Below are 19,777 nucleotides of genomic sequence, written 5' to 3' on the forward strand. Positions count from 1 at the left end.
ATGAATAACTAACCCCAGGGGGGGAGCAGTGGATCAGCACACCACCGGCCGCGCAGGAGCGGTCTGGGCCCTCGTCATCACGAGCGTCGCCGGCTTCATGGCGGCACTCGACAACCTCGTCGTCACCACCGCCCTGCCGTCCATCCGCGAGAGCCTCGGCGGCCGGCTGGAGGAGCTCGAATGGACGGTGAACGCCTACACCCTCACCTTCGCCGTCCTGCTGATGACGGGCGCCGCACTCGGTGACCGCTTCGGCCGGCGCCGGCTGTTCCTGGCCGGCCTCACGGTCTTCACCGCGGCCTCCGCCGCTGCCGCCCTCTCACCGGGCATCGAGGAGCTCATCGCCTTCCGTGCCGTCCAGGGCGTCGGCGCCGCGGTCATGATGCCGCTCACCCTCACCCTGCTCACCGCCGCCGTCCCGCCCGCCAGGCGCGGCATGGCCCTCGGCTTCTTCGGCGCGGTCACCGGCCTCGCCGTCGCCAGCGGCCCCCTGATCGGCGGAAGCCTCACCGAACACATCTCCTGGCAGTGGATCTTCTGGCTGAACGTCCCGGTCGGCCTGATCCTGCTGCCCCTGGCACGCCTGCGGCTGGCCGAGTCGTACGCCCCCGAGGCCAAGCTCGACGTGCCCGGCACCGTCCTGGTCAGCGCCGGTCTGTTCGGCATCGTCTACGCGCTCGTCAGCAGCACCAGCGACGGCTGGACCGACCCGCTCGTGCTGACCGGCCTGATCGCGGGGACGCTCCTCCTGGCCGTCTTCGTCCGCCACGGATTCCGCGCGAAGAACCCGGTCCTGCCCATGCGGCTCTTCCGCGACCGCGCCTTCTTCGGGATCAACATGGCGAGCCTGCTGATGTTCCTGGGCATGTTCGGCTCGATCTTCCTGCTCAGCCAGTTCCTCCAGAACGTACTGGGCTACTCGCCGACCGAGGCCGGCCTGCGGATGCTGCCGTGGACCGGGATGCCGATGCTCGTCGCACCCGTCGCGGGATACCTCTCCGACCGGTTCGGCGGCCGGCCCGTGGTGGTGACCGGCCTCTTCCTCCAGGCCGTGGGCCTAGGCCTCTTCGCCACCGTCCTGGAACCGGACGTCGCCTACACCGCGCAGCTGCCCGGCCTGATCGTCGGCGGCGTCGGCATGGCCATGTACTTCGCACCCGCCGCCAGCCTCGTGATGTCCAGCGTGCGGCCGGGGGAGCAGGGCATCGCCTCCGGGGCCAACAACGCCCTGCGCGAGGTCGGCGGTGCCCTCGGGGTCGCCGTACTGGCCGCGGTCTTCTCCGCCCAGGGCGGATACGGCTCCCCCCAGGCCTTCACCGACGGGACCGTGCCGGCCCTCTGGATCGGCGCCGGCGTGGTGGCCCTGGCCGGGCTCACGGCCCTGCTCATCCCGCGCCGCAAGCCGGCCTCCGGCCCGGCACCCGAGGCCGCCGAGGAGCGTGTCCCCGTCGCCGCCTGACCTCAGGCCCGCCCCGTACGGTCCACGGCCCGCTCCCCGGGCCGTGGACCGTACTCTTGTCCCCGTGCAGGAACTCCACGACGCCCCCCTCGCCCCCCTGACCACCTTCCGGCTCGGCGGCCCGGCCGACCGCCTCCTGACGGCCACCACCGACGCGGAGGTGATCGCCGCCGTCCGCGAGGCCGACGACAGCGGCACCCCCCTCCTGGTCATCGGCGGCGGCTCCAACCTGGTCATCAGCGACAAGGGCTTCGACGGGACCGCCCTGCGCATCGCCACCAAGGGCTTCGAGCTCTCCGGTACGACGCTGGAACTGGCGGCGGGCGAGGTCTGGACCGACGCCGTGGCCCGTACGGTCGAGGCGGGACTGGCCGGGATCGAGTGCCTGGCCGGGATCCCCGGGTCCGCCGGGGCGACCCCCATCCAGAACGTCGGCGCCTACGGGCAGGAGGTGTCCTCGGTCATCACCGAGGTCGTCGCCTACGACCGGCACTCCCGGGAGACGGTCACCCTCCCGAACGAGGCCTGCGCCTTCTCGTACCGCCACAGCCGCTTCAAGGCCGAACCCGACCGCTTCGTCGTGCTCCGGGTCCGCTTCGGGCTGGAGGACGCGGGCGGGCAGTCCGCGCCCCTGCGCTACCCCGAGACCGCCAGGGCCATGGGCGTCGAACAGGGCGACCGCGTCCCCGCCGCCTCCGCCAGCGAGACCGTCCTGCGGCTGAGGGCGGGCAAGGGCATGGTGCTCGACCCGGAGGACCACGACACCTGGTCGGCCGGGTCCTTCTTCACCAATCCGATCCTCGACGAGGCGCAGCACGCGCTCTTCCTCGCCCGCGCCACCGAGCGCCTGGGCGCGGACGTCACGCCCCCGGCCTTCCCCGCCGGCGACGGCCGGGTGAAGACCTCGGCGGCCTGGCTCATCGACAAGGCGGGCTACACCAAGGGGTACGGCACGGGCCCCGCGCGCATCTCCACCAAGCACACCCTCGCGCTCACCAACCGGGGCGACGCGACCACCGACGACCTGCTGGCGCTGGCCCGCGAGGTCGTCGCCGGGGTCCAGGAGGCCTTCGGGGTCACCCTCGTCAACGAACCGGTGACGGTGGGCGTCAGCCTGTAGGCCCGGCGCCGGGGCTCAGGGCCGCGGGCCCGGGATCAGTACGCCACCCCCACGCCCTGCTTCACCGCCGCCGGCTCGTCGATCAGCGCCAGCATCGCGTGGGCCACATCGGCCCGCGCGAGGGACCGGCCGCTGCGCGGGGTGCCGCCCCCGACCGTCCGGTACGCCCCCGTCAGCGGGCCGTTCGTCAGCTTCGGCGGCCGCACCGACGTCCAGTCCGTCGCGCTCGCGGCCAGCGCGGCCTCCATCCGGGTCAGATCGGCGTACACCTCCTTGAGGACCGCGCCGATCACCCTGCGGACCACGCGGTCCAGCAGCGGGTCGTCCGCCGGCTCCGGGCCGACCGGGGCCGCGCTCACGACCACCAGCCGCCGCACCCCCTCCGCCTCCATCGCCTCCAGCACCCGCACGGTGAGCCGCTCCGTGACGTCACCGGCCTTCCGGCCCCGCGCGCCGAGCCCGGAGAGCACGGCGTCCCGCCCCGCGACCGCCCCGCGCACCGCCGCCGTGTCGTCCAGCGGCACCACCGCGTGCAGGGCGGCACCCCGCAGCCCCTCCGGCAGCACGGCGGGATCCCGCACCACCGCCGTCACCTCGTGCCCCGCCGCCAGCGCCTGCCGGACAACCTCCTGGCCGACGGCTCCCGTCGCCCCGAACACCGTGAGCCTCATCGCGCACGCCCCTCCTGAGTGGGTGAGTATTCACTTACCCATAGGGTGAGTGGGCGCTCACCCCTACGTCAAGCCTTGCTGGAGCATCCATGGAGCAGAAGCCGGCCCGCGTCCGCATCCTCGACGCGGCCCATGAACTCATGCTCCGCATCGGCCTCGCGCGCACCACGACGAAGGAGATCGCCAAGGCCGCCGGCTGCTCCGAGGCCGCGCTCTACAAGTACTTCGCGAACAAGGAGGAGCTCTTCGTGACCGTGCTCGGCGAACGCATGCCGAGACTGGGCCCGCTCCTCGGCGATCTGGAGGCGGGCCGGGGCGACCTGGAACAGAACCTCACCGAGGTCGCCCGTCAGGCCGCGCTCTTCTACCAGCAGACCTTCCCGGTCCTCGCCTCGCTGTACGCCGAACCCCGGCTCAAGCACCGCCACGAAGCGGCGATGCGCGAGATGGGCACCGGCCCGCACAAGCCGATCCAGGGCCTCGACGCCTACCTCCGCGCCGAACAGCGGGCCGGCCGTGTCCGCCCCGGAGCCGACACCCACGCGGCCGCCTCCCTGCTGCTGGGCGCCTGCGCGCAGCGCGCCTTCGCCTACGAGACGGCCGCGGCCCCGCAGTCCCTGGACGCCTTCGCCGCGTCCCTCGCGCGCACCCTGCTGAGCGGCATCAGCTAGCCAGCCACGCGTCGATCCCGCCCAGCAGCTTCTCCCGCACCTCCACCGGTGCCACCGACCCCCGCACGGACTGCCGGGCCAGCTCGGCCAGCTCCTCGTCGGTGAACGCGTGGTGCCGCCGTACGAGGTCGTACTGCGCGGCCAGCCGCGAGCCGAAGAGCAACGGGTCGTCCGCGCCGAGCGCCATCGGCACCCCCGCGTCGAACAGAGTGCGCAGGGGTACGTCGGTGGGCTTCTCGTAGACGCCGAGCGCCACGTTGGACGCCGGGCAGACCTCGCAGGTCACCCCGCGCTCCGCGAGCTTGCGCAGCAGCCCGGGGTCCTCGGCCGCCCGTACGCCGTGCCCGATCCGGGCCGCGTCGAGGTCGTCCAGGCAGTCCCGGACGCTGGAGGGGCCGGAGAGCTCGCCGCCGTGCGGGGCCGCCAGCAGACCACCCTCGCGGGCGATGGCGAAGGCGCGGTCGAAGTCGCGCGCCATGCCCCGGCGTTCGTCGTTGGAGAGGCCGAAGCCGATGACACCCCGGTCCGCGTACCGCACGGCGAGCCGGGCCAGCGTCCTGGCGTCCAGCGGGTGCTTCATCCGGTTCGCCGCGATCACCACCCGGATCCCGAGCCCGGTGTCACGGGCCGCACGGTCCACGGCGTCCAGGATGATCTCGATCGCCGGGATCAGCCCCCCGAGCAGCGGGGCGTACGACGTGGGGTCGACCTGGATCTCCAGCCACCCCGAGCCGTCCGCCACGTCCTCCATGGCGGTCTCGCGCACCAGCCGCTGGATGTCCTCCGGCGAGCGGAGGCAGGACCGGGCGATGTCGTAGAGGCGCTGGAAACGGAACCAGCCGCGCTCGTCCGTGGCCCGCAGCTTGGGCGGCTCACCGCCGGTCAGGGCGTCGGGCAGGTGCACGCCGTACTTGTCCGCGAGTTCGAGCAGGGTCGTGGGCCGCATCGACCCGGTGAAGTGCAGGTGCAGGTGGGCCTTGGGCAACAGCCGTACGTCACGCTCCATCGATCGATCTTGCCGCACCGGAGGGGCCCGGCGGTAGCCGGATTCCCGTGTGAGTTAACCGTCGAACAAAAAAGTGGCCCCCGGCCGGAGCCGGGGGCCACACCACTCAGGGGGAGATTCCGCGTCAGTCGCGGGCCTCGCCCAGCAGCTTCTGGAGCCGGGAGACACCCTCGACGAGGTCGTCGTCGCCCAGCGCGTAGGACAGCCGCAGGTAACCCGGCGTACCGAACGCCTCGCCCGGCACCACGGCCACCTCGGCCTCGTCCAGGATGAGGGCGGCGAGCTCGACGGAGTCCGCCGGGCGCTTGCCGCGGATCTCCTTGCCGAGCAGCCCCTTCACCGACGGGTACACGTAGAACGCGCCCTCGGGCTCGGGGCAGAGCACGCCGTCGATCTCGTTGAGCATCCGCACGATCGTCCTGCGACGGCGGTCGAAGGCGGACCCCATCTCGGCGACCGCGTCCAGCGGACCCGAGAGGGCGGCGAGCGCGGCGGCCTGCGCGACGTTGTTGACGTTGGACGTGGCGTGCGACTGCAGGTTGGTCGCGGCCTTCACGATGTCCTTCGGGCCGATGATCCAGCCGACCCGCCAGCCGGTCATGGCGTACGTCTTGGCCACACCGTTGACCACGATGCACTTGTCCCGCAGCTCGGGCACCACCGCGGGGAGCGAGGCGGCGGCCGCGCCCCCGTAGACCAGGTGCTCGTAGATCTCGTCCGTCATGACCCACAGGCCGTGCTCGACGGCCCAGCGGCCGATCGCCTCGGTCTCGGCCTCGCTGTAGACGGCACCCGTCGGGTTGGACGGGGAGACGAACAGGACGACCTTCGTGCGCTCGGTGCGCGCTGCTTCGAGCTGCTCCACGGAGACCCGGTAGCCGGTGGTCTCGTCGGCCACGACCTCGACCGGGACGCCGCCGGCGAGACGGATGGACTCGGGGTAGGTCGTCCAGTACGGGGCGGGGACGATGACCTCGTCGCCCGGGTCGAGGACCGCGGCGAAGGCCTCGTAGATGGCCTGCTTGCCGCCGTTGGTCACCAGGACCTGGGAGGCGTCGATCTCGTAGCCGGAGTCGCGCAGCGTCTTCGCCACGATCGCGGCCTTGAGCTCGGGGAGCCCGCCCGCCGGGGTGTAGCGGTGGTACTTCGGGTTGCGGCACGCCTCGATGGCGGCGTCCACGATGTAACCGGGGGTCGGGAAGTCGGGCTCACCGGCGCCGAACCCGATCACCGGACGCCCGGCGGCCTTGAGGGCCTTGGCCTTGGCGTCGACGGCGAGGGTGGCGGACTCGGAGATGGCACCGATGCGGGCCGAGACCCGGCGCTCGGACGGAGAAGTTGCAGCGCTCATGCCCCCATGCTCGCAGACCGGAAATCCCCTCGGCACAGGGGTTTCAGGGACCGGACAGCACTCGGACAGCATCCGGACAGGACCGGTCGGTAGTTGTCTGTTCGACGCGACGCCCATGAACACGTACACTCACCTGTCGTTGGCCTTCATCAGCCGCACCGTTTTCCCGACCGGCTCACCGGGGAGGATGCGGTAGGTTGGTGGAATCCACAAAGGGTCGTAGCTCAATTGGTAGAGCACTGGTCTCCAAAACCAGCGGTTGGGGGTTCAAGTCCCTCCGGCCCTGCTACACACTCCTTCGCCAGGATGTGTGCGCATGTACGTACTTCAATGCACCGCCGTGCGGCTCCACCGGGCGCGGCACGGCCACGACCCGGAATCAGGTGAGTAGCGTGACGGACGCCGTGGGCTCCATCGACATGCCTGATGCCGAGGACGAAGCCCCCGAGTCGAAGAAGAAGGCTCGGAAGGGCGGCAAGCGCGGCAAGAAGGGCCCTCTGGGCCGGCTCGCGCTGTTCTACCGCCAGATCGTCGCCGAGCTCCGCAAGGTCGTATGGCCGACGCGCAGCCAGCTGTCGACGTACACGGCCGTGGTGATCGTGTTCGTGGTCGTCATGATCGGTCTCGTCACCGTGATTGACTTCGGATTTGCGCGGGTCATCAAGTACGTCTTCGGCTGATCCCCGCGGAGGGCGCCTCATCGGCGCCCCTTTCGCATGTTCCACCCATTTGTATCCAGGAAGAAGCAGCCATCGTGTCTGACCCGAACCTGAACGACGACGCCGAGCCCACGGCGAGCGCCGTCGAGTCCGCCGAGGACGAGCTCGACATCGTCGAGGCGGCGGATGCCGTGGCCCCGGACCAGGTCGACGCTGCTGACGCCGCCGCGGGCGAGCCCGCCGAGCAGGACGCCGTGCGGGTCGAGACCGACGGGTCCGACGACGACGAGGCCGCCGCGGAAGAGGACGAGGCCGTCGAGGCCGCCGAGGACGAGGCCGCCGCCGAGGAGGCCGAGCCGGCCGCCCCCGTCGACGCCGTCGCCGCCCTGCGCGACGAGCTCCGTGGACTTCCCGGTGAGTGGTACGTCATCCACACGTACGCCGGCTACGAGAAGCGCGTGAAGGCCAACCTGGAGCAGCGCGCCGTCTCGCTCAACGTCGAGGACTTCATCTACCAGGCCGAGGTGCCCGAGGAAGAGATCGTCCAGATCAAGAACGGCGAGCGGAAGAACGTCCGTCAGAACAAGCTCCCGGGTTACGTCCTGGTGCGCATGGACCTGACGAACGAGTCCTGGGGTGTTGTCCGCAACACGCCCGGCGTCACCGGCTTCGTGGGCAACGCCTACGACCCGTACCCGCTGACCCTGGACGAGATCGTCAAGATGCTCGCCCCCGAGGCCGAGGAGAAGGCGGCCCGCGAGGCGGCCGAGGCCGAGGGCAAGCCGGCTCCGGCCCGCAAGGTCGAGGTCCAGGTCCTGGACTTCGAGGTGGGCGACTCGGTCACCGTCACCGACGGCCCGTTCGCGACCCTGCAGGCGACGATCAACGAGATCAACGCCGACTCGAAGAAGGTCAAGGGCCTCGTCGAGATCTTCGGTCGCGAGACCCCGGTCGAGCTCAGCTTCGACCAGATCCAGAAGAACTGACGGCCTTTCGGCCCGTTCCTGGACACATGCCTACCGAGCAGGTCAGACAGGCTTCGCAGCCGGTCTGACCTGCTCGGTTTTTGGTCGCGCAGCTATACCCGTTATCGTTGTGCGGTATGCCTCCATCCGGATGACCGGAATGGCGGCGAAACACTCTCACTAGGACCCGGAGAGAGCAATGCCTCCCAAGAAGAAGAAGGTCACGGGGCTTATCAAGCTCCAGATCAACGCCGGTGCGGCCAACCCGGCGCCGCCGGTCGGTCCCGCACTGGGCCAGCACGGCGTCAACATCATGGAGTTCTGCAAGGCCTACAACGCCGCGACCGAGTCGCAGCGTGGCATGGTCGTGCCGGTGGAGATCACGGTCTACGAGGACCGCTCCTTCACCTTCGTCACGAAGACTCCGCCGGCCGCCAAGCTGATCCTCAAGGCCGCGGGTGTGGACAAGGGCTCCGGCGAGCCGCACAAGACCAAGGTCGCCAAGCTCACGGCCGACCAGGTCCGCGAGATCGCCACGACCAAGCTCCCCGACCTGAACGCCAACGACCTCGACGCCGCGTCGAAGATCATCGCTGGCACCGCCCGTTCCATGGGCATCACGGTCGAAGGCTGAGTCAGCCCCGTAGCCCCACAGTGGTAGGACCAAGCGCTGGTCCGCACCACGACTCCACACTCTGAAAACCACAGGAGTAGATGTGAAGCGCAGCAAGAACCTCCGCGCTGCGGACGCGAAGATCGACCGGGAGCGTACGTACGCCCCGCTCGAGGCCGTCCGTCTCGCCAAGGACACCGCCGCCACCAAGTTCGACGGCACCGTCGAGGTCGCGTTCTGCCTGGGTGTTGACCCTCGCAAGGCCGACCAGATGGTCCGTGGCACCGTGAACCTCCCGCACGGCACCGGCAAGACCGCCCGGGTCCTGGTCTTCGCGACCGGTGACCGTGCTGCGGCCGCGGAAGCCGCGGGCGCCGACATCGTCGGCGCCGACGAGCTCATCGACGAGGTGGCGAAGGGCCGTCTGGACTTCGACGCCGTCGTCGCCACGCCGGACCTCATGGGCAAGGTCGGCCGCCTGGGCCGCGTGCTCGGTCCGCGTGGTCTGATGCCGAACCCGAAGACCGGCACCGTCACCCCCGATGTCGTCAAGGCTGTCAACGACATCAAGGGCGGAAAGATCGAGTTCCGCGTCGACAAGCACTCGAACCTGCACTTCATCATCGGAAAGACCTCTTTCGATGACACGAAGCTGGTCGAGAACTACGGCGCGGCGCTGGAGGAGATCCTCCGTCTGAAGCCGTCCGCCGCGAAGGGTCGCTTCATCAAGAAGGCGACCATGAGCACGACGATGGGCCCCGGCATCCCGCTGGACGCCAACCGCGTGCGCAACCTCCTCGTCGAGGAGGACCCGGCCGCCGTCTGAGCCCCCGTGCTCACCCGGTAGCCGCGTCACGGCATGGGACGGGCCCCGCAGCCTCCTCGGAGGGTGCGGGGCCCGTCCGCGTACAGGCGAGCCGCAGGGCCGCTGAGAGGCGCTTAAACCTCTCGCACCGGTCGAACCGGGACGGATTTGCTCCGAACGGCCCCGGTCGCGTACTCTCACGAGGAAGCCAAAGACCGCTGGTCGTTGCCGCTTCCTCGTAAGGGGAACGGCGACCGAAGGATCCGTCGAGACGGGCGACCTGCGCAGGTGACTGTGGAAAGCTCCCGGATTCGTTCGGTCGAGCTACGCCCTGGCGCCCGCGCCGGGGCGTTTCGTCTTTCCCGGCCCCTTCTGAGCGGTCCTCATCACCCGGAAGGAGGCCGACGCTCATGGCAAGGCCCGACAAGGCTGCCGCGGTAGCCGAGCTGACGGACCAGTTCCGCAGCTCGAACGCCGCCGTGCTGACCGAGTACCGGGGTCTCACCGTGGCACAGCTCAAGGAGCTGCGCCGTTCGCTCGGTGAGAACGCCCAGTACGCCGTGGTGAAGAACACGCTGACCAAGATTGCGGCCAACGAGGCCGGGATCGACACGCTGGACGACCTGTTCTCGGGTCCGACGGCGGTTGCCTTCGTCACCGGTGACCCGGTGGAGTCGGCGAAGGGTCTTCGTGACTTCGCCAAGGACAACCCCAACCTCATCATCAAGGGCGGTGTCCTTGACGGTAAGGCGCTGTCCGCCGATGAGATCAAGAAGCTCGCGGACCTCGAGTCCCGCGAGGTTCTGCTCGCCAAGCTGGCCGGCGCCATGAAGGGCAAGCAGACTCAGGCTGCGCAGCTCTTCCAGGCTCTGCCGTCGAAGTTCGTCCGCACCGCGGAAGCGCTTCGCGCCAAGAAGGCCGAGCAGGGCGGTGCCGACACGTCGGCTCCCGCCGAGGCCGAGGTGGCGGAGTAACCCTCCGCCCTCACGGCTCGCAGCGGGCCCGTACGCCCGCCTACATATACATCCGGCACCCCCTGCCGAATTAGTGGAAGGACGCCATCATGGCGAAGCTCAGCCAGGAAGACCTGCTCGCCCAGTTCGAGGAGCTCACCCTCATCGAGCTCTCCGAGTTCGTGAAGGCCTTCGAGGAGAAGTTCGACGTCACCGCCGCCGCGGCCGTCGCCGTTGCCGGTCCCGCCCAGGGCGGCGCCCCGGCCGAGGCCGAGGCCGAGCAGGACGAGTTCGACGTCATCCTCACCGGCGCCGGCGAGAAGAAGATCCAGGTCATCAAGGTCGTGCGTGAGCTGACCTCCCTGGGTCTGAAGGAGGCCAAGGACCTCGTCGACGGCACCCCGAAGCCGGTCCTCGAGAAGGTCGCCAAGGAGGCCGCCGAGAAGGCTGCCGAGTCCCTCAAGGCCGCCGGCGCTTCCGTCGAGGTCAAGTGACCCTGGGAGTCGTCTGACTCCTCTGGACCGTCCCTGCCGCGAGGCGGGGATGTCACATCGCAAAGGGCGATCACCCATCCGGGTGATCGCCCTTTGGCGTGCCCCAGGAGGCTGCCTTGATCTTCCGCGTACGACGAGTAGGGTGATCTTTCGCCGTGCGTTTCTCCGGGGCGCCCGCGGGCGTCAACCGGCGTCCTCCGGACGCAGGTGAAGATCGCCGGGCGTCCGCCTGGCCCCTCGGGGCCTTGACGAACCGCACGCGGCGCGCAATTCTCAGGACGCGTCGTCATCTCGATCCGCATCCGAGGCATGGATCGAGAGCGAAGAGGGCAGTAAAGAAGAGCGCACACCGCGCGAGGGCTATTCATAGGTGTTGAGAACAGCTGTTGAGAGCAACGTGGGTCTCTGAGAACCCCGACTGGACATCAGTGTGCCACTTGGCTACACTGACCCTTTGCGCTGCCTGTTAGCTGCCTCCTGCCCGTCACCAGGGGCATGCCCACGCCCAGCACCGATGACCGGATATTCCCTGACCTTGGGATTTCTGTCTCTGTGTGCGGCTTGGGGCCGGTACGCGCGTAGTGAGTCCGAGCCCTCGGAAGGACCCCCTCTTGGCCGCCTCGCGCAACGCCTCGACCTCGAATACGAACAACGGTGCCAGCACCGCCCCGCTGCGCATCTCTTTTGCAAAGATCAAGGAGCCCCTCGAGGTTCCGAACCTCCTCGCGCTGCAGACCGAGAGCTTTGACTGGCTCCTCGGCAACGCCGCCTGGAAGGCTCGCGTCGAGGCTGCTCTGGACAGCGGACAAGACGTCCCCACCAAGTCCGGCCTGGAGGAAATCTTCGAGGAGATCTCCCCGATCGAGGACTTCTCCGGGTCGATGTCGCTCACCTTCCGCGACCACCGCTTCGAGCCCCCGAAGAACTCGATCGACGAGTGCAAGGAGCGCGACTTCACGTTCGCCGCGCCGCTCTTCGTCACGGCCGAGTTCACCAACAACGAGACCGGCGAGATCAAGTCCCAGACGGTCTTCATGGGCGACTTCCCGCTCATGACCAACAAGGGCACCTTCGTCATCAACGGCACCGAGCGTGTCGTCGTGTCGCAGCTCGTGCGCTCGCCGGGTGTCTACTTCGACTCCTCCATCGACAAGACGTCCGACAAGGACATCTTCTCCGCCAAGATCATCCCGTCCCGGGGTGCCTGGCTGGAGATGGAGATCGACAAGCGCGACATGGTCGGTGTCCGCATCGACCGCAAGCGCAAGCAGTCCGTCACCGTCCTCCTGAAGGCTCTCGGCTGGACCACCGAGCAGATCCTCGAGGAGTTCGGCGAGTACGAGTCCATGCGCGCCACCCTGGAGAAGGACCACACCCAGGGCCAGGACGACGCGCTGCTCGACATCTACCGCAAGCTGCGTCCGGGCGAGCCGCCCACGCGCGAGGCCGCTCAGACGCTGCTCGAGAACCTCTACTTCAACCCGAAGCGCTACGACCTCGCGAAGGTCGGCCGCTACAAGGTGAACAAGAAGCTCGGCGCCGACGAGCCGCTCGACGCGGGTGTCCTCACCAGCGACGACATCATCGCCACCATCAAGTACCTGGTGAAGCTGCACGCCGGCGAGACCGAGACGGTCGGCGAGTCCGGCCGCTCGATCATGGTCGAGACCGACGACATCGACCACTTCGGCAACCGCCGTATCCGTAACGTCGGTGAGCTGATCCAGAACCAGGTCCGTACGGGTCTCGCCCGTATGGAGCGCGTCGTGCGTGAGCGCATGACCACCCAGGACGTCGAGGCGATCACGCCGCAGACCCTGATCAACATCCGGCCGGTCGTCGCCTCCATCAAGGAGTTCTTCGGCACCAGCCAGCTGTCGCAGTTCATGGACCAGAACAACCCGCTGTCGGGGCTGACGCACAAGCGTCGTCTGAACGCCCTCGGCCCGGGTGGTCTGTCCCGTGAGCGGGCCGGCTTCGAGGTCCGTGACGTGCACCCGTCGCACTACGGCCGCATGTGCCCGATCGAGACGCCCGAAGGCCCGAACATCGGTCTGATCGGCTCGCTGGCCTCCTACGGGCGCATCAACCCGTTCGGTTTCATCGAGACGCCGTACCGCAAGGTCGTCGACGGTGTCGTCACCGACGACGTCGACTACCTGACGGCCGACGAAGAGGACCGCTTCGTGATCGCCCAGGCGAACGCGACGCTCTCCGACGACATGCGCTTCACCGAGGCCCGTGTGCTGGTCCGCCGTCGTGGCGGTGAGATCGACTACATCCCCGGCGACGACGTCGACTACATGGACGTCTCGCCGCGCCAGATGGTGTCGGTCGCCACCGCGATGATCCCGTTCCTGGAGCACGACGACGCCAACCGTGCCCTCATGGGCGCGAACATGATGCGTCAGGCCGTCCCGCTCATCAAGAGCGAGGCGCCGCTGGTCGGCACCGGCATGGAGTACCGCTGTGCCACCGACGCCGGCGACGTGCTCAAGGCGGAGAAGGCGGGTGTGGTCCAGGAGGTCTCCGCGGACTACATCACCGTGACGAACGACGACGGCACGTACACCACGTACCGCATCTCGAAGTTCTCGCGCTCCAACCAGGGCACCTCGGTCAACCAGAAGGTCGTCGTCTCCGAGGGCGACCGCGTCATCGAGAGCCAGGTCCTCGCCGACGGCCCCGCCACCGAGAACGGTGAGATGGCGCTCGGCAAGAACCTCCTCGTGGCGTTCATGCCCTGGGAGGGTCACAACTACGAGGACGCGATCATCCTGTCGCAGCGCCTCGTGCAGGACGACGTCCTCTCCTCGATCCACATCGAGGAGCACGAGGTCGACGCCCGTGACACCAAGCTCGGCCCGGAGGAGATCACCCGGGACATCCCGAACGTCTCCGAAGAGGTCCTCGCCGACCTCGACGAGCGCGGCATCATCCGTATCGGTGCCGAGGTCGTCGCCGGCGACATCCTCGTCGGCAAGGTCACGCCCAAGGGTGAGACCGAGCTGACCCCCGAGGAGCGCCTGCTCCGCGCGATCTTCGGTGAGAAGGCGCGCGAGGTGCGCGACACCTCGCTGAAGGTGCCGCACGGTGAGATCGGCAAGGTCATCGGCGTCCGCGTCTTCGACCGCGAAGAGGGCGACGAGCTGCCGCCGGGCGTGAACCAGCTGGTCCGCGTCTACGTCGCGCAGAAGCGCAAGATCACCGATGGTGACAAGCTCGCCGGCCGTCACGGCAACAAGGGCGTCATCTCGAAGATCCTCCCGATCGAGGACATGCCGTTCCTGGAGGACGGCACCCCGGTCGACATCATCCTCAACCCGCTGGGTGTCCCGTCCCGAATGAACCCGGGACAGGTCCTGGAGATCCACCTCGGCTGGCTCGCCAGCCGCGGCTGGGACGTCTCCGGCCTCGGTGACGAGTGGGCACAGCGCCTGCAGGCCATCGGCGCCGACCAGGTCGCCCCCGGCACCAACGTAGCCACGCCCGTCTTCGACGGTGCGCGCGAGGACGAGATCTCGGGTCTCTTCGGAGCCACGATCCCGAACCGCGACGGCGACCGCCTGGTGCAGCCCTCCGGCAAGGCCCAGCTGTTCGACGGCCGCTCCGGCGAGCCGTTCCCGGACCCGGTCTCGGTCGGGTTCATGTACATCCTCAAGCTGCACCACCTGGTCGACGACAAGCTCCACGCCCGTTCGACCGGCCCGTACTCCATGATCACGCAGCAGCCGCTGGGTGGTAAGGCGCAGTTCGGTGGGCAGCGATTCGGTGAGATGGAGGTGTGGGCCCTTGAGGCTTACGGCGCCGCATACGCCCTCCAGGAACTGCTGACGATCAAGTCCGACGACGTGACCGGCCGCGTGAAGGTCTACGAGGCGATCGTCAAGGGCGAGAACATCCCCGAGCCGGGCATTCCCGAGTCCTTCAAGGTGCTCATCAAGGAAATGCAGTCGCTCTGCCTCAACGTGGAGGTGCTGTCCTCGGACGGCATGTCCATCGAGATGCGCGACACGGACGAGGACGTCTTCCGCGCGGCGGAGGAGCTCGGTATCGACCTGTCCCGGCGCGAGCCGAGCAGCGTCGAAGAGGTCTGACGGGTTGTCCGGCCGGATCCACGTGATCCGGCCGGCTCTCCCCGGACCCGTTCAGACCATTGCTGAAGTGCCCCGATTTCTCGCGTGACGCGAGGGGGCTCGAACCCCCGAAAGAGGGATTGACGACAAGTGCTCGACGTCAACTTCTTCGACGAGCTGCGGATCGGCCTTGCCACCGCGGACGACATCCGGACCTGGTCCCACGGCGAAGTGAAGAAGCCGGAGACCATCAACTACCGCACGCTCAAGCCCGAAAAGGACGGACTCTTCTGCGAGAAGATCTTCGGTCCGACCCGGGACTGGGAGTGCTACTGCGGCAAGTACAAGCGTGTCCGCTTCAAGGGCATCATCTGTGAGCGCTGTGGCGTAGAGGTCACGCGCGCCAAGGTGCGCCGTGAGCGCATGGGTCACATCGAGCTTGCCGCTCCCGTCACCCACATCTGGTACTTCAAGGGCGTCCCGTCGCGTCTGGGCTACCTGCTGGACCTCGCGCCGAAGGACCTCGAGAAGGTCATCTACTTCGCCGCGTACATGATCACGTTCGTCGACGAGGAGCGCCGCACCCGCGACCTCCCGTCGCTGGAGGCGCACGTCTCCGTCGAGCGTCAGCAGGTCGAGAACCGCCGCGACTCCGACCTGGAGAACCGCGCCAAGAAGCTCGAGACCGACCTGGCCGAGCTGGAGGCCGAGGGCGCCAAGGCCGACGTACGCCGCAAGGTGCGCGAAGGTGCCGAGCGCGAGATGAAGCAGCTGCGTGACCGTGCGCAGCGCGAGATCGACCGTCTCGACGAGGTGTGGAGCCGCTTCAAGAACCTCAAGGTCCAGGACCTCGAGGGCGACGAGCTGCTCTACCGCGAGCTGCGTGACCGCTTCGGCACGTACTTCGACGGCTGCATGGGCGCCGCCGCCCTGCAGAAGCGCCTGGAGTCCTTCGACCTCGACGAGGAGGCCGAGCGCCTCCGCGAGATCATCCGTACCGGCAAGGGCCAGAAGAAGACCCGTGCGCTCAAGCGCCTCAAGGTCGTCTCGGCGTTCCTGCAGACCAGCAACAAGCCCAAGGGCATGGTGCTCGACTGCGTGCCGGTCATCCCGCCGGACCTGCGTCCGATGGTGCAGCTGGACGGTGGCCGCTTCGCGACCTCCGACCTGAACGACCTGTACCGCCGTGTGATCAACCGCAACAACCGCCTGAAGCGGCTTCTCGACCTCGGCGCGCCCGAGATCATCGTGAACAACGAGAAGCGCATGCTCCAGGAGGCCGTGGACGCCCTCTTCGACAACGGTCGTCGTGGTCGCCCGGTCACCGGTCCCGGTAACCGCCCCCTGAAGTCCCTCAGCGACATGCTGAAGGGCAAGCAGGGCCGTTTCCGTCAGAACCTCCTCGGCAAGCGCGTGGACTACTCCGCGCGTTCCGTGATCGTCGTCGGTCCGCAGCTCAAGCTGCACCAGTGCGGTCTGCCGAAGGCGATGGCGCTGGAGCTCTTCAAGCCGTTCGTGATGAAGCGCCTGGTGGACCTGAACCACGCGCAGAACATCAAGTCGGCCAAGCGCATGGTCGAGCGTGGCCGCACCGTCGTGTACGACGTCCTCGAAGAGGTCATCGCCGAGCACCCGGTGCTGCTGAACCGTGCGCCCACCCTGCACCGCCTCGGCATCCAGGCCTTCGAGCCGCAGCTGGTCGAGGGCAAGGCCATCCAGATCCACCCGCTCGTCTGCACCGCGTTCAACGCGGACTTCGACGGTGACCAGATGGCCGTGCACCTGCCGCTCTCCGCGGAGGCGCAGGCCGAGGCCCGCATCCTGATGCTGTCCTCGAACAACATCCTGAAGCCGGCGGACGGCCGCCCCGTCACCATGCCGACCCAGGACATGGTGCTGGGCCTCTTCTTCCTCACCACGGACGAAGAGGGCCGCGACGTCAAGGGCACGGACCGCTCCTTCGGCTCCACGGCCGAGGCGATCATGGCCTTCGACGCCCGCGAGCTGTCGCTCCAGGCGAAGGTCGACATCCGCTTCCCGGTCGGCACCATGCCGCCGCGTGGCTGGGTGCCGCCGGTCGCCGAGGAGGGCGAGCCCGAGTACCAGCCGGGTGACACCTTCCGCCTGCGTACCAGCCTGGGCCGCGCGCTCTTCAACGAGCTGCTGCCCGAGGACTACCCGTTCGTCGACTACTCGGTGGGCAAGAAGCAGCTCTCCGAGATCGTCAACGACCTGGCCGAGCGCTACCCCAAGGTCATCGTGGCGGCGACGCTCGACAACCTGAAGGCGGCCGGTTTCCACTGGGCGACCCGCTCCGGTGTGACCGTGGCCATCTCCGACGTCGTCGTGCCCGAGGCCAAGAAGGCCATCGTCAAGGGCTACGAGGAGCAGGACGAGAAGGTCCAGAAGCAGTACGAGCGCGGTCTCATCACCAAGGACGAGCGCACGCAGGAGCTCATCGCGATCTGGACCAAGGCGACCAACGAGGTCGCCGAGGCGATGAACGCGAACTTCCCGAAGACGAACCCCATCTTCATGATGGTCGACTCGGGTGCCCGAGGAAACATGATGCAGATGCGTCAGATCGCGGGTATGCGTGGTCTGGTGTCGAACGCCAAGAACGAGACGATTCCCCGTCCCATCAAGGCGTCCTTCCGTGAGGGCCTCACCGTTCTGGAGTACTTCATCTCCACGCACGGTGCCCGTAAGGGTCTGGCGGACACCGCCCTGCGTACCGCCGACTCGGGTTACCTGACCCGTCGTCTGGTGGACGTCTCGCAGGACGTGATCATCCGCGAGGAGGACTGTGGCACCGACCGCGGCCTCAAGCTGAAGATCGCCGTCAAGGGCGCCGACGGCGTGCTCCGCAAGACGGAGGACGTCGAGACCTCGGTCTACGCCCGCATGCTCGCCGAGGACGTCGTCGTCGACGGCAAGGTCATCGCGCCTGCCAACGTCGACCTCGGTGACGTCCTGATCGACGCCCTCGTGGGCGCCGGCGTAGAGGAGGTCAAGACCCGCTCGGTCCTGACCTGTGAGTCCGCGGTCGGCACCTGTGCCTTCTGCTACGGACGCTCGCTCGCCACCGGCAAACTGGTCGACATCGGTGAGGCGGTCGGCATCATCGCCGCCCAGTCCATCGGTGAGCCCGGTACCCAGCTGACGATGCGTACCTTCCACACCGGTGGTGTGGCCGGTGACGACATCACGCAGGGTCTGCCCCGTGTCGTCGAGCTCTTCGAGGCGCGTACCCCCAAGGGTGTCGCCCCGATCTCGGAGGCCAAGGGCCGGGTCCGCATCGAGGAGACCGAGAAGACCAAGAAGCTCGTCGTCACCCCGGACGACGGCAGCGAGGAGACGGCGTTCCCGATCTCCAAGCGTGCCCGTCTCCTGGTCGGCGAGGGCGACGCGGTCGAGGTGGGCCAGAAGCTCACCGTCGGTGCCACCAACCCGCACGACGTGCTGCGGATCCTCGGTCAGCGCGCGGTCCAGGTCCACCTGGTCGGCGAGGTCCAGAAGGTCTACAACTCGCAGGGTGTGTCGATCCACGACAAGCACATCGAGATCATCATCCGGCAGATGCTCCGCCGTGTGACGATCATCGAGTCCGGCGACGCGGAGCTGCTGCCGGGCGAGCTCGTCGAGCGCTCGAAGTTCGAGACCGAGAACCGTCGTGTGGTCACCGAGGGCGGTCACCCCGCCTCCGGCCGTCCGCAGCTGATGGGTATCACCAAGGCCTCGCTCGCCACCGAGTCGTGGCTGTCGGCGGCGTCCTTCCAGGAGACGACCAGGGTCCTGACCGACGCGGCGATCAACGCCAAGTCGGACTCCCTGATCGGCCTCAAGGAGAACGTCATCATCGGTAAGCTCATCCCGGCCGGTACGGGTCTGTCCCGCTACCGCAACATCCGGGTCGAGCCGACCGAGGAAGCCAAGGCCGCGATGTACTCGGCCGTCGGCTACGACGACATCGACTACTCGCCGTTCGGCACGGGCTCCGGCCAGGCCGTTCCGCTGGAGGACTACGACTACGGTCCGTACAACCAGTAGAAGTGAGTGAGAGGGGCGGCCATCCCGTTACGACGGGGTGGCCGCCCTTCTGCGTGCCCGGTGCGGGCCGCCCGGGGAGGCCGGGGGATCGCCGTGAGGTCGGTCACGCGGGGTGACCGGCCCCCCGGAGGGTCCACCGGGGGCATATGCCGCGTTGCGGGCCCGTATGTCGTCGTTCATGCTGGTCAGCGGTGCTGTGCCGGTCGTGGGGGCGCCGTCGGGGGCGGCCGGCGGATCCGGTGGCGCAGTGCCACGGGGGCGAGGGGCCGGGGGTGGACGGCATTTGTTTTGACCCAGGTCCGTGAGGTAGGTACGCTCAAGCCTTGTGCCTGGGGTGTGCCTGGGCTCGGGTGCGTGTCCTCAACCGCATGGCGAGTCCGTAAGTGGCCACCGCAATCTGTGTTCCTTCTGCTGTACGGCAGGGGCCTGCAGTATTCGACACACCCGACCGCGTGGGTCGGCGAGTGTTCCAGGTTAGTTTCACGAACGGCACACAGAAACCGGAGAAGTAGTGCCTACGATCCAGCAGCTGGTCCGGAAGGGCCGGCAGGACAAGGTCGAGAAGAACAAGACGCCCGCGCTCGAGGGTTCGCCCCAGCGTCGTGGTGTCTGCACGCGTGTGTTCACGACCACCCCGAAGAAGCCGAACTCGGCGCTCCGTAAGGTCGCGCGTGTGCGTCTGACCTCCGGTATCGAGGTCACGGCCTACATCCCGGGTGAGGGACACAACCTGCAGGAGCACTCCATCGTGCTCGTGCGTGGTGGCCGTGTGAAGGACCTGCCGGGTGTTCGCTACAAGATCATCCGCGGTTCGCTCGACACCCAGGGTGTCAAGAACCGCAAGCAGGCCCGCAGCCGCTACGGCGCCAAGAAGGAGAAGTAAG

15 protein-coding genes and 1 tRNA gene are annotated in these 19,777 nt (G+C 68.3%); 13 read left to right on the forward strand and 3 right to left on the reverse strand.

Annotation, left to right across the window (positions count from 1 at the left end; genetic code table 11):
• Positions 1-28 precede the first annotated feature (28 nt).
• Together ACZ607_RS23155 and ACZ607_RS23160 are read left to right on the forward strand one after the other, a co-directional pair.
• Entirely contained in the window at positions 29-1,459 is a 1,431-nt protein-coding gene (locus tag ACZ607_RS23155) for an MFS transporter (RefSeq protein ID WP_469737385.1), read from the forward strand.
• A 64-nt stretch (positions 1,460-1,523) separates the two neighbouring features.
• Positions 1,524-2,579, forward strand: coding sequence for a UDP-N-acetylmuramate dehydrogenase (locus ACZ607_RS23160; RefSeq protein ID WP_469737387.1), 1,056 nt, complete (start codon positions 1,524-1,526; stop codon positions 2,577-2,579).
• Positions 2,580-2,614: 35 nt separating this feature from the next.
• Here ACZ607_RS23160 and ACZ607_RS23165 read toward each other — a convergent pair whose 3' ends face one another.
• Entirely contained in the window at positions 2,615-3,250 is a 636-nt protein-coding gene (locus ACZ607_RS23165) for an NAD(P)-dependent oxidoreductase (RefSeq protein WP_469737389.1), read from the reverse strand.
• Between the two features lie 89 nt (positions 3,251-3,339).
• Between ACZ607_RS23165 and ACZ607_RS23170 the strand changes: the two genes are divergently transcribed.
• Complete coding sequence (locus ACZ607_RS23170; RefSeq protein ID WP_469737391.1) at positions 3,340-3,921, forward strand: TetR/AcrR family transcriptional regulator; 582 nt, start codon at positions 3,340-3,342, stop codon at positions 3,919-3,921.
• Here the strand turns inward: ACZ607_RS23170 and ACZ607_RS23175 are convergent.
• Together ACZ607_RS23175 and ACZ607_RS23180 are read right to left on the reverse strand one after the other, a co-directional pair.
• On the reverse strand, positions 3,914-4,927 hold the full coding sequence (locus tag ACZ607_RS23175; protein WP_469737393.1) for an adenosine deaminase: 1,014 nt from the start codon (positions 4,925-4,927) through the stop codon (positions 3,914-3,916). The two genes, ACZ607_RS23170 and ACZ607_RS23175, sit on opposite strands and share 8 nt — an antisense overlap.
• 124 nt (positions 4,928-5,051) lie before the next feature.
• Positions 5,052-6,278, reverse strand: a complete 1,227-nt coding sequence (locus tag ACZ607_RS23180; RefSeq protein WP_099173860.1) for a pyridoxal phosphate-dependent aminotransferase — start codon at positions 6,276-6,278, stop codon at positions 5,052-5,054.
• A 213-nt stretch (positions 6,279-6,491) separates the two neighbouring features.
• Between ACZ607_RS23180 and ACZ607_RS23185 the strand changes: the two genes are divergently transcribed.
• From ACZ607_RS23185 to rpsL, 10 genes are all read left to right on the forward strand, one after another.
• A tRNA-Trp gene (locus tag ACZ607_RS23185) sits at positions 6,492-6,564 on the forward strand.
• A 106-nt stretch (positions 6,565-6,670) separates the two neighbouring features.
• Positions 6,671-6,958, forward strand: a complete 288-nt coding sequence (secE, locus tag ACZ607_RS23190) for a preprotein translocase subunit SecE (RefSeq protein ID WP_015578365.1) — start codon at positions 6,671-6,673, stop codon at positions 6,956-6,958.
• Between the two features lie 74 nt (positions 6,959-7,032).
• Entirely contained in the window at positions 7,033-7,923 is an 891-nt protein-coding gene (gene nusG, locus ACZ607_RS23195; RefSeq protein ID WP_469737396.1) for a transcription termination/antitermination protein NusG, read from the forward strand.
• Positions 7,924-8,101: 178 nt separating this feature from the next.
• Positions 8,102-8,536, forward strand: coding sequence for a 50S ribosomal protein L11 (gene rplK / locus ACZ607_RS23200; RefSeq protein WP_014154605.1), 435 nt, complete (start codon positions 8,102-8,104; stop codon positions 8,534-8,536).
• Between the two features lie 82 nt (positions 8,537-8,618).
• The gene (gene rplA / locus ACZ607_RS23205) at positions 8,619-9,341 is read left to right on the forward strand and encodes a 50S ribosomal protein L1 (RefSeq protein ID WP_014154604.1); all 723 of its coding nucleotides are present in this window, start codon (positions 8,619-8,621) and stop codon (positions 9,339-9,341) included.
• A 389-nt stretch (positions 9,342-9,730) separates the two neighbouring features.
• Positions 9,731-10,294: a 50S ribosomal protein L10 gene (gene rplJ / locus ACZ607_RS23210; protein ID WP_469737399.1), complete on the forward strand. Its 564-nt coding sequence runs from the start codon at positions 9,731-9,733 to the stop codon at positions 10,292-10,294.
• Positions 10,295-10,383: 89 nt separating this feature from the next.
• Complete coding sequence (gene rplL / locus ACZ607_RS23215; RefSeq protein ID WP_362935060.1) at positions 10,384-10,767, forward strand: 50S ribosomal protein L7/L12; 384 nt, start codon at positions 10,384-10,386, stop codon at positions 10,765-10,767.
• Positions 10,768-11,378: 611 nt separating this feature from the next.
• Entirely contained in the window at positions 11,379-14,864 is a 3,486-nt protein-coding gene (rpoB, locus tag ACZ607_RS23220; RefSeq protein WP_469737401.1) for a DNA-directed RNA polymerase subunit beta, read from the forward strand.
• A 129-nt stretch (positions 14,865-14,993) separates the two neighbouring features.
• A complete protein-coding gene (locus ACZ607_RS23225) occupies positions 14,994-18,893 on the forward strand; it encodes a DNA-directed RNA polymerase subunit beta' (RefSeq protein ID WP_469737403.1) in 3,900 nt (1,299 codons plus the stop codon).
• A 511-nt stretch (positions 18,894-19,404) separates the two neighbouring features.
• Complete coding sequence (gene rpsL / locus ACZ607_RS23230; RefSeq protein WP_003948652.1) at positions 19,405-19,776, forward strand: 30S ribosomal protein S12; 372 nt, start codon at positions 19,405-19,407, stop codon at positions 19,774-19,776.
• Position 19,777 lies beyond the last annotated feature (1 nt).

It is taken from the genome of Streptomyces sp. NPDC104381 (genome assembly GCF_055583745.1).

What these genes read in the sequence shown, in the direction of transcription:
- ACZ607_RS23165 (WP_469737389.1), bottom strand. Translation starts at nt 3,250, where the DNA reads ATGAGGCTCACGGTGTTCGGGGCGACGGGAGCCGTCGGCCAGGAGGTT.
- ACZ607_RS23170 (WP_469737391.1), top strand. Translation starts at nt 3,340, where the DNA reads ATGGAGCAGAAGCCGGCCCGCGTCCGCATCCTCGACGCGGCCCATGAA.
- ACZ607_RS23175 (WP_469737393.1), bottom strand. Translation starts at nt 4,927, where the DNA reads ATGGAGCGTGACGTACGGCTGTTGCCCAAGGCCCACCTGCACCTGCAC.
- ACZ607_RS23180 (WP_099173860.1), bottom strand. Translation starts at nt 6,278, where the DNA reads ATGAGCGCTGCAACTTCTCCGTCCGAGCGCCGGGTCTCGGCCCGCATC.
- rplK (WP_014154605.1), top strand. Translation starts at nt 8,102, where the DNA reads ATGCCTCCCAAGAAGAAGAAGGTCACGGGGCTTATCAAGCTCCAGATC.
- rplJ (WP_469737399.1), top strand. Translation starts at nt 9,731, where the DNA reads ATGGCAAGGCCCGACAAGGCTGCCGCGGTAGCCGAGCTGACGGACCAG.
- rplL (WP_362935060.1), top strand. Translation starts at nt 10,384, where the DNA reads ATGGCGAAGCTCAGCCAGGAAGACCTGCTCGCCCAGTTCGAGGAGCTC.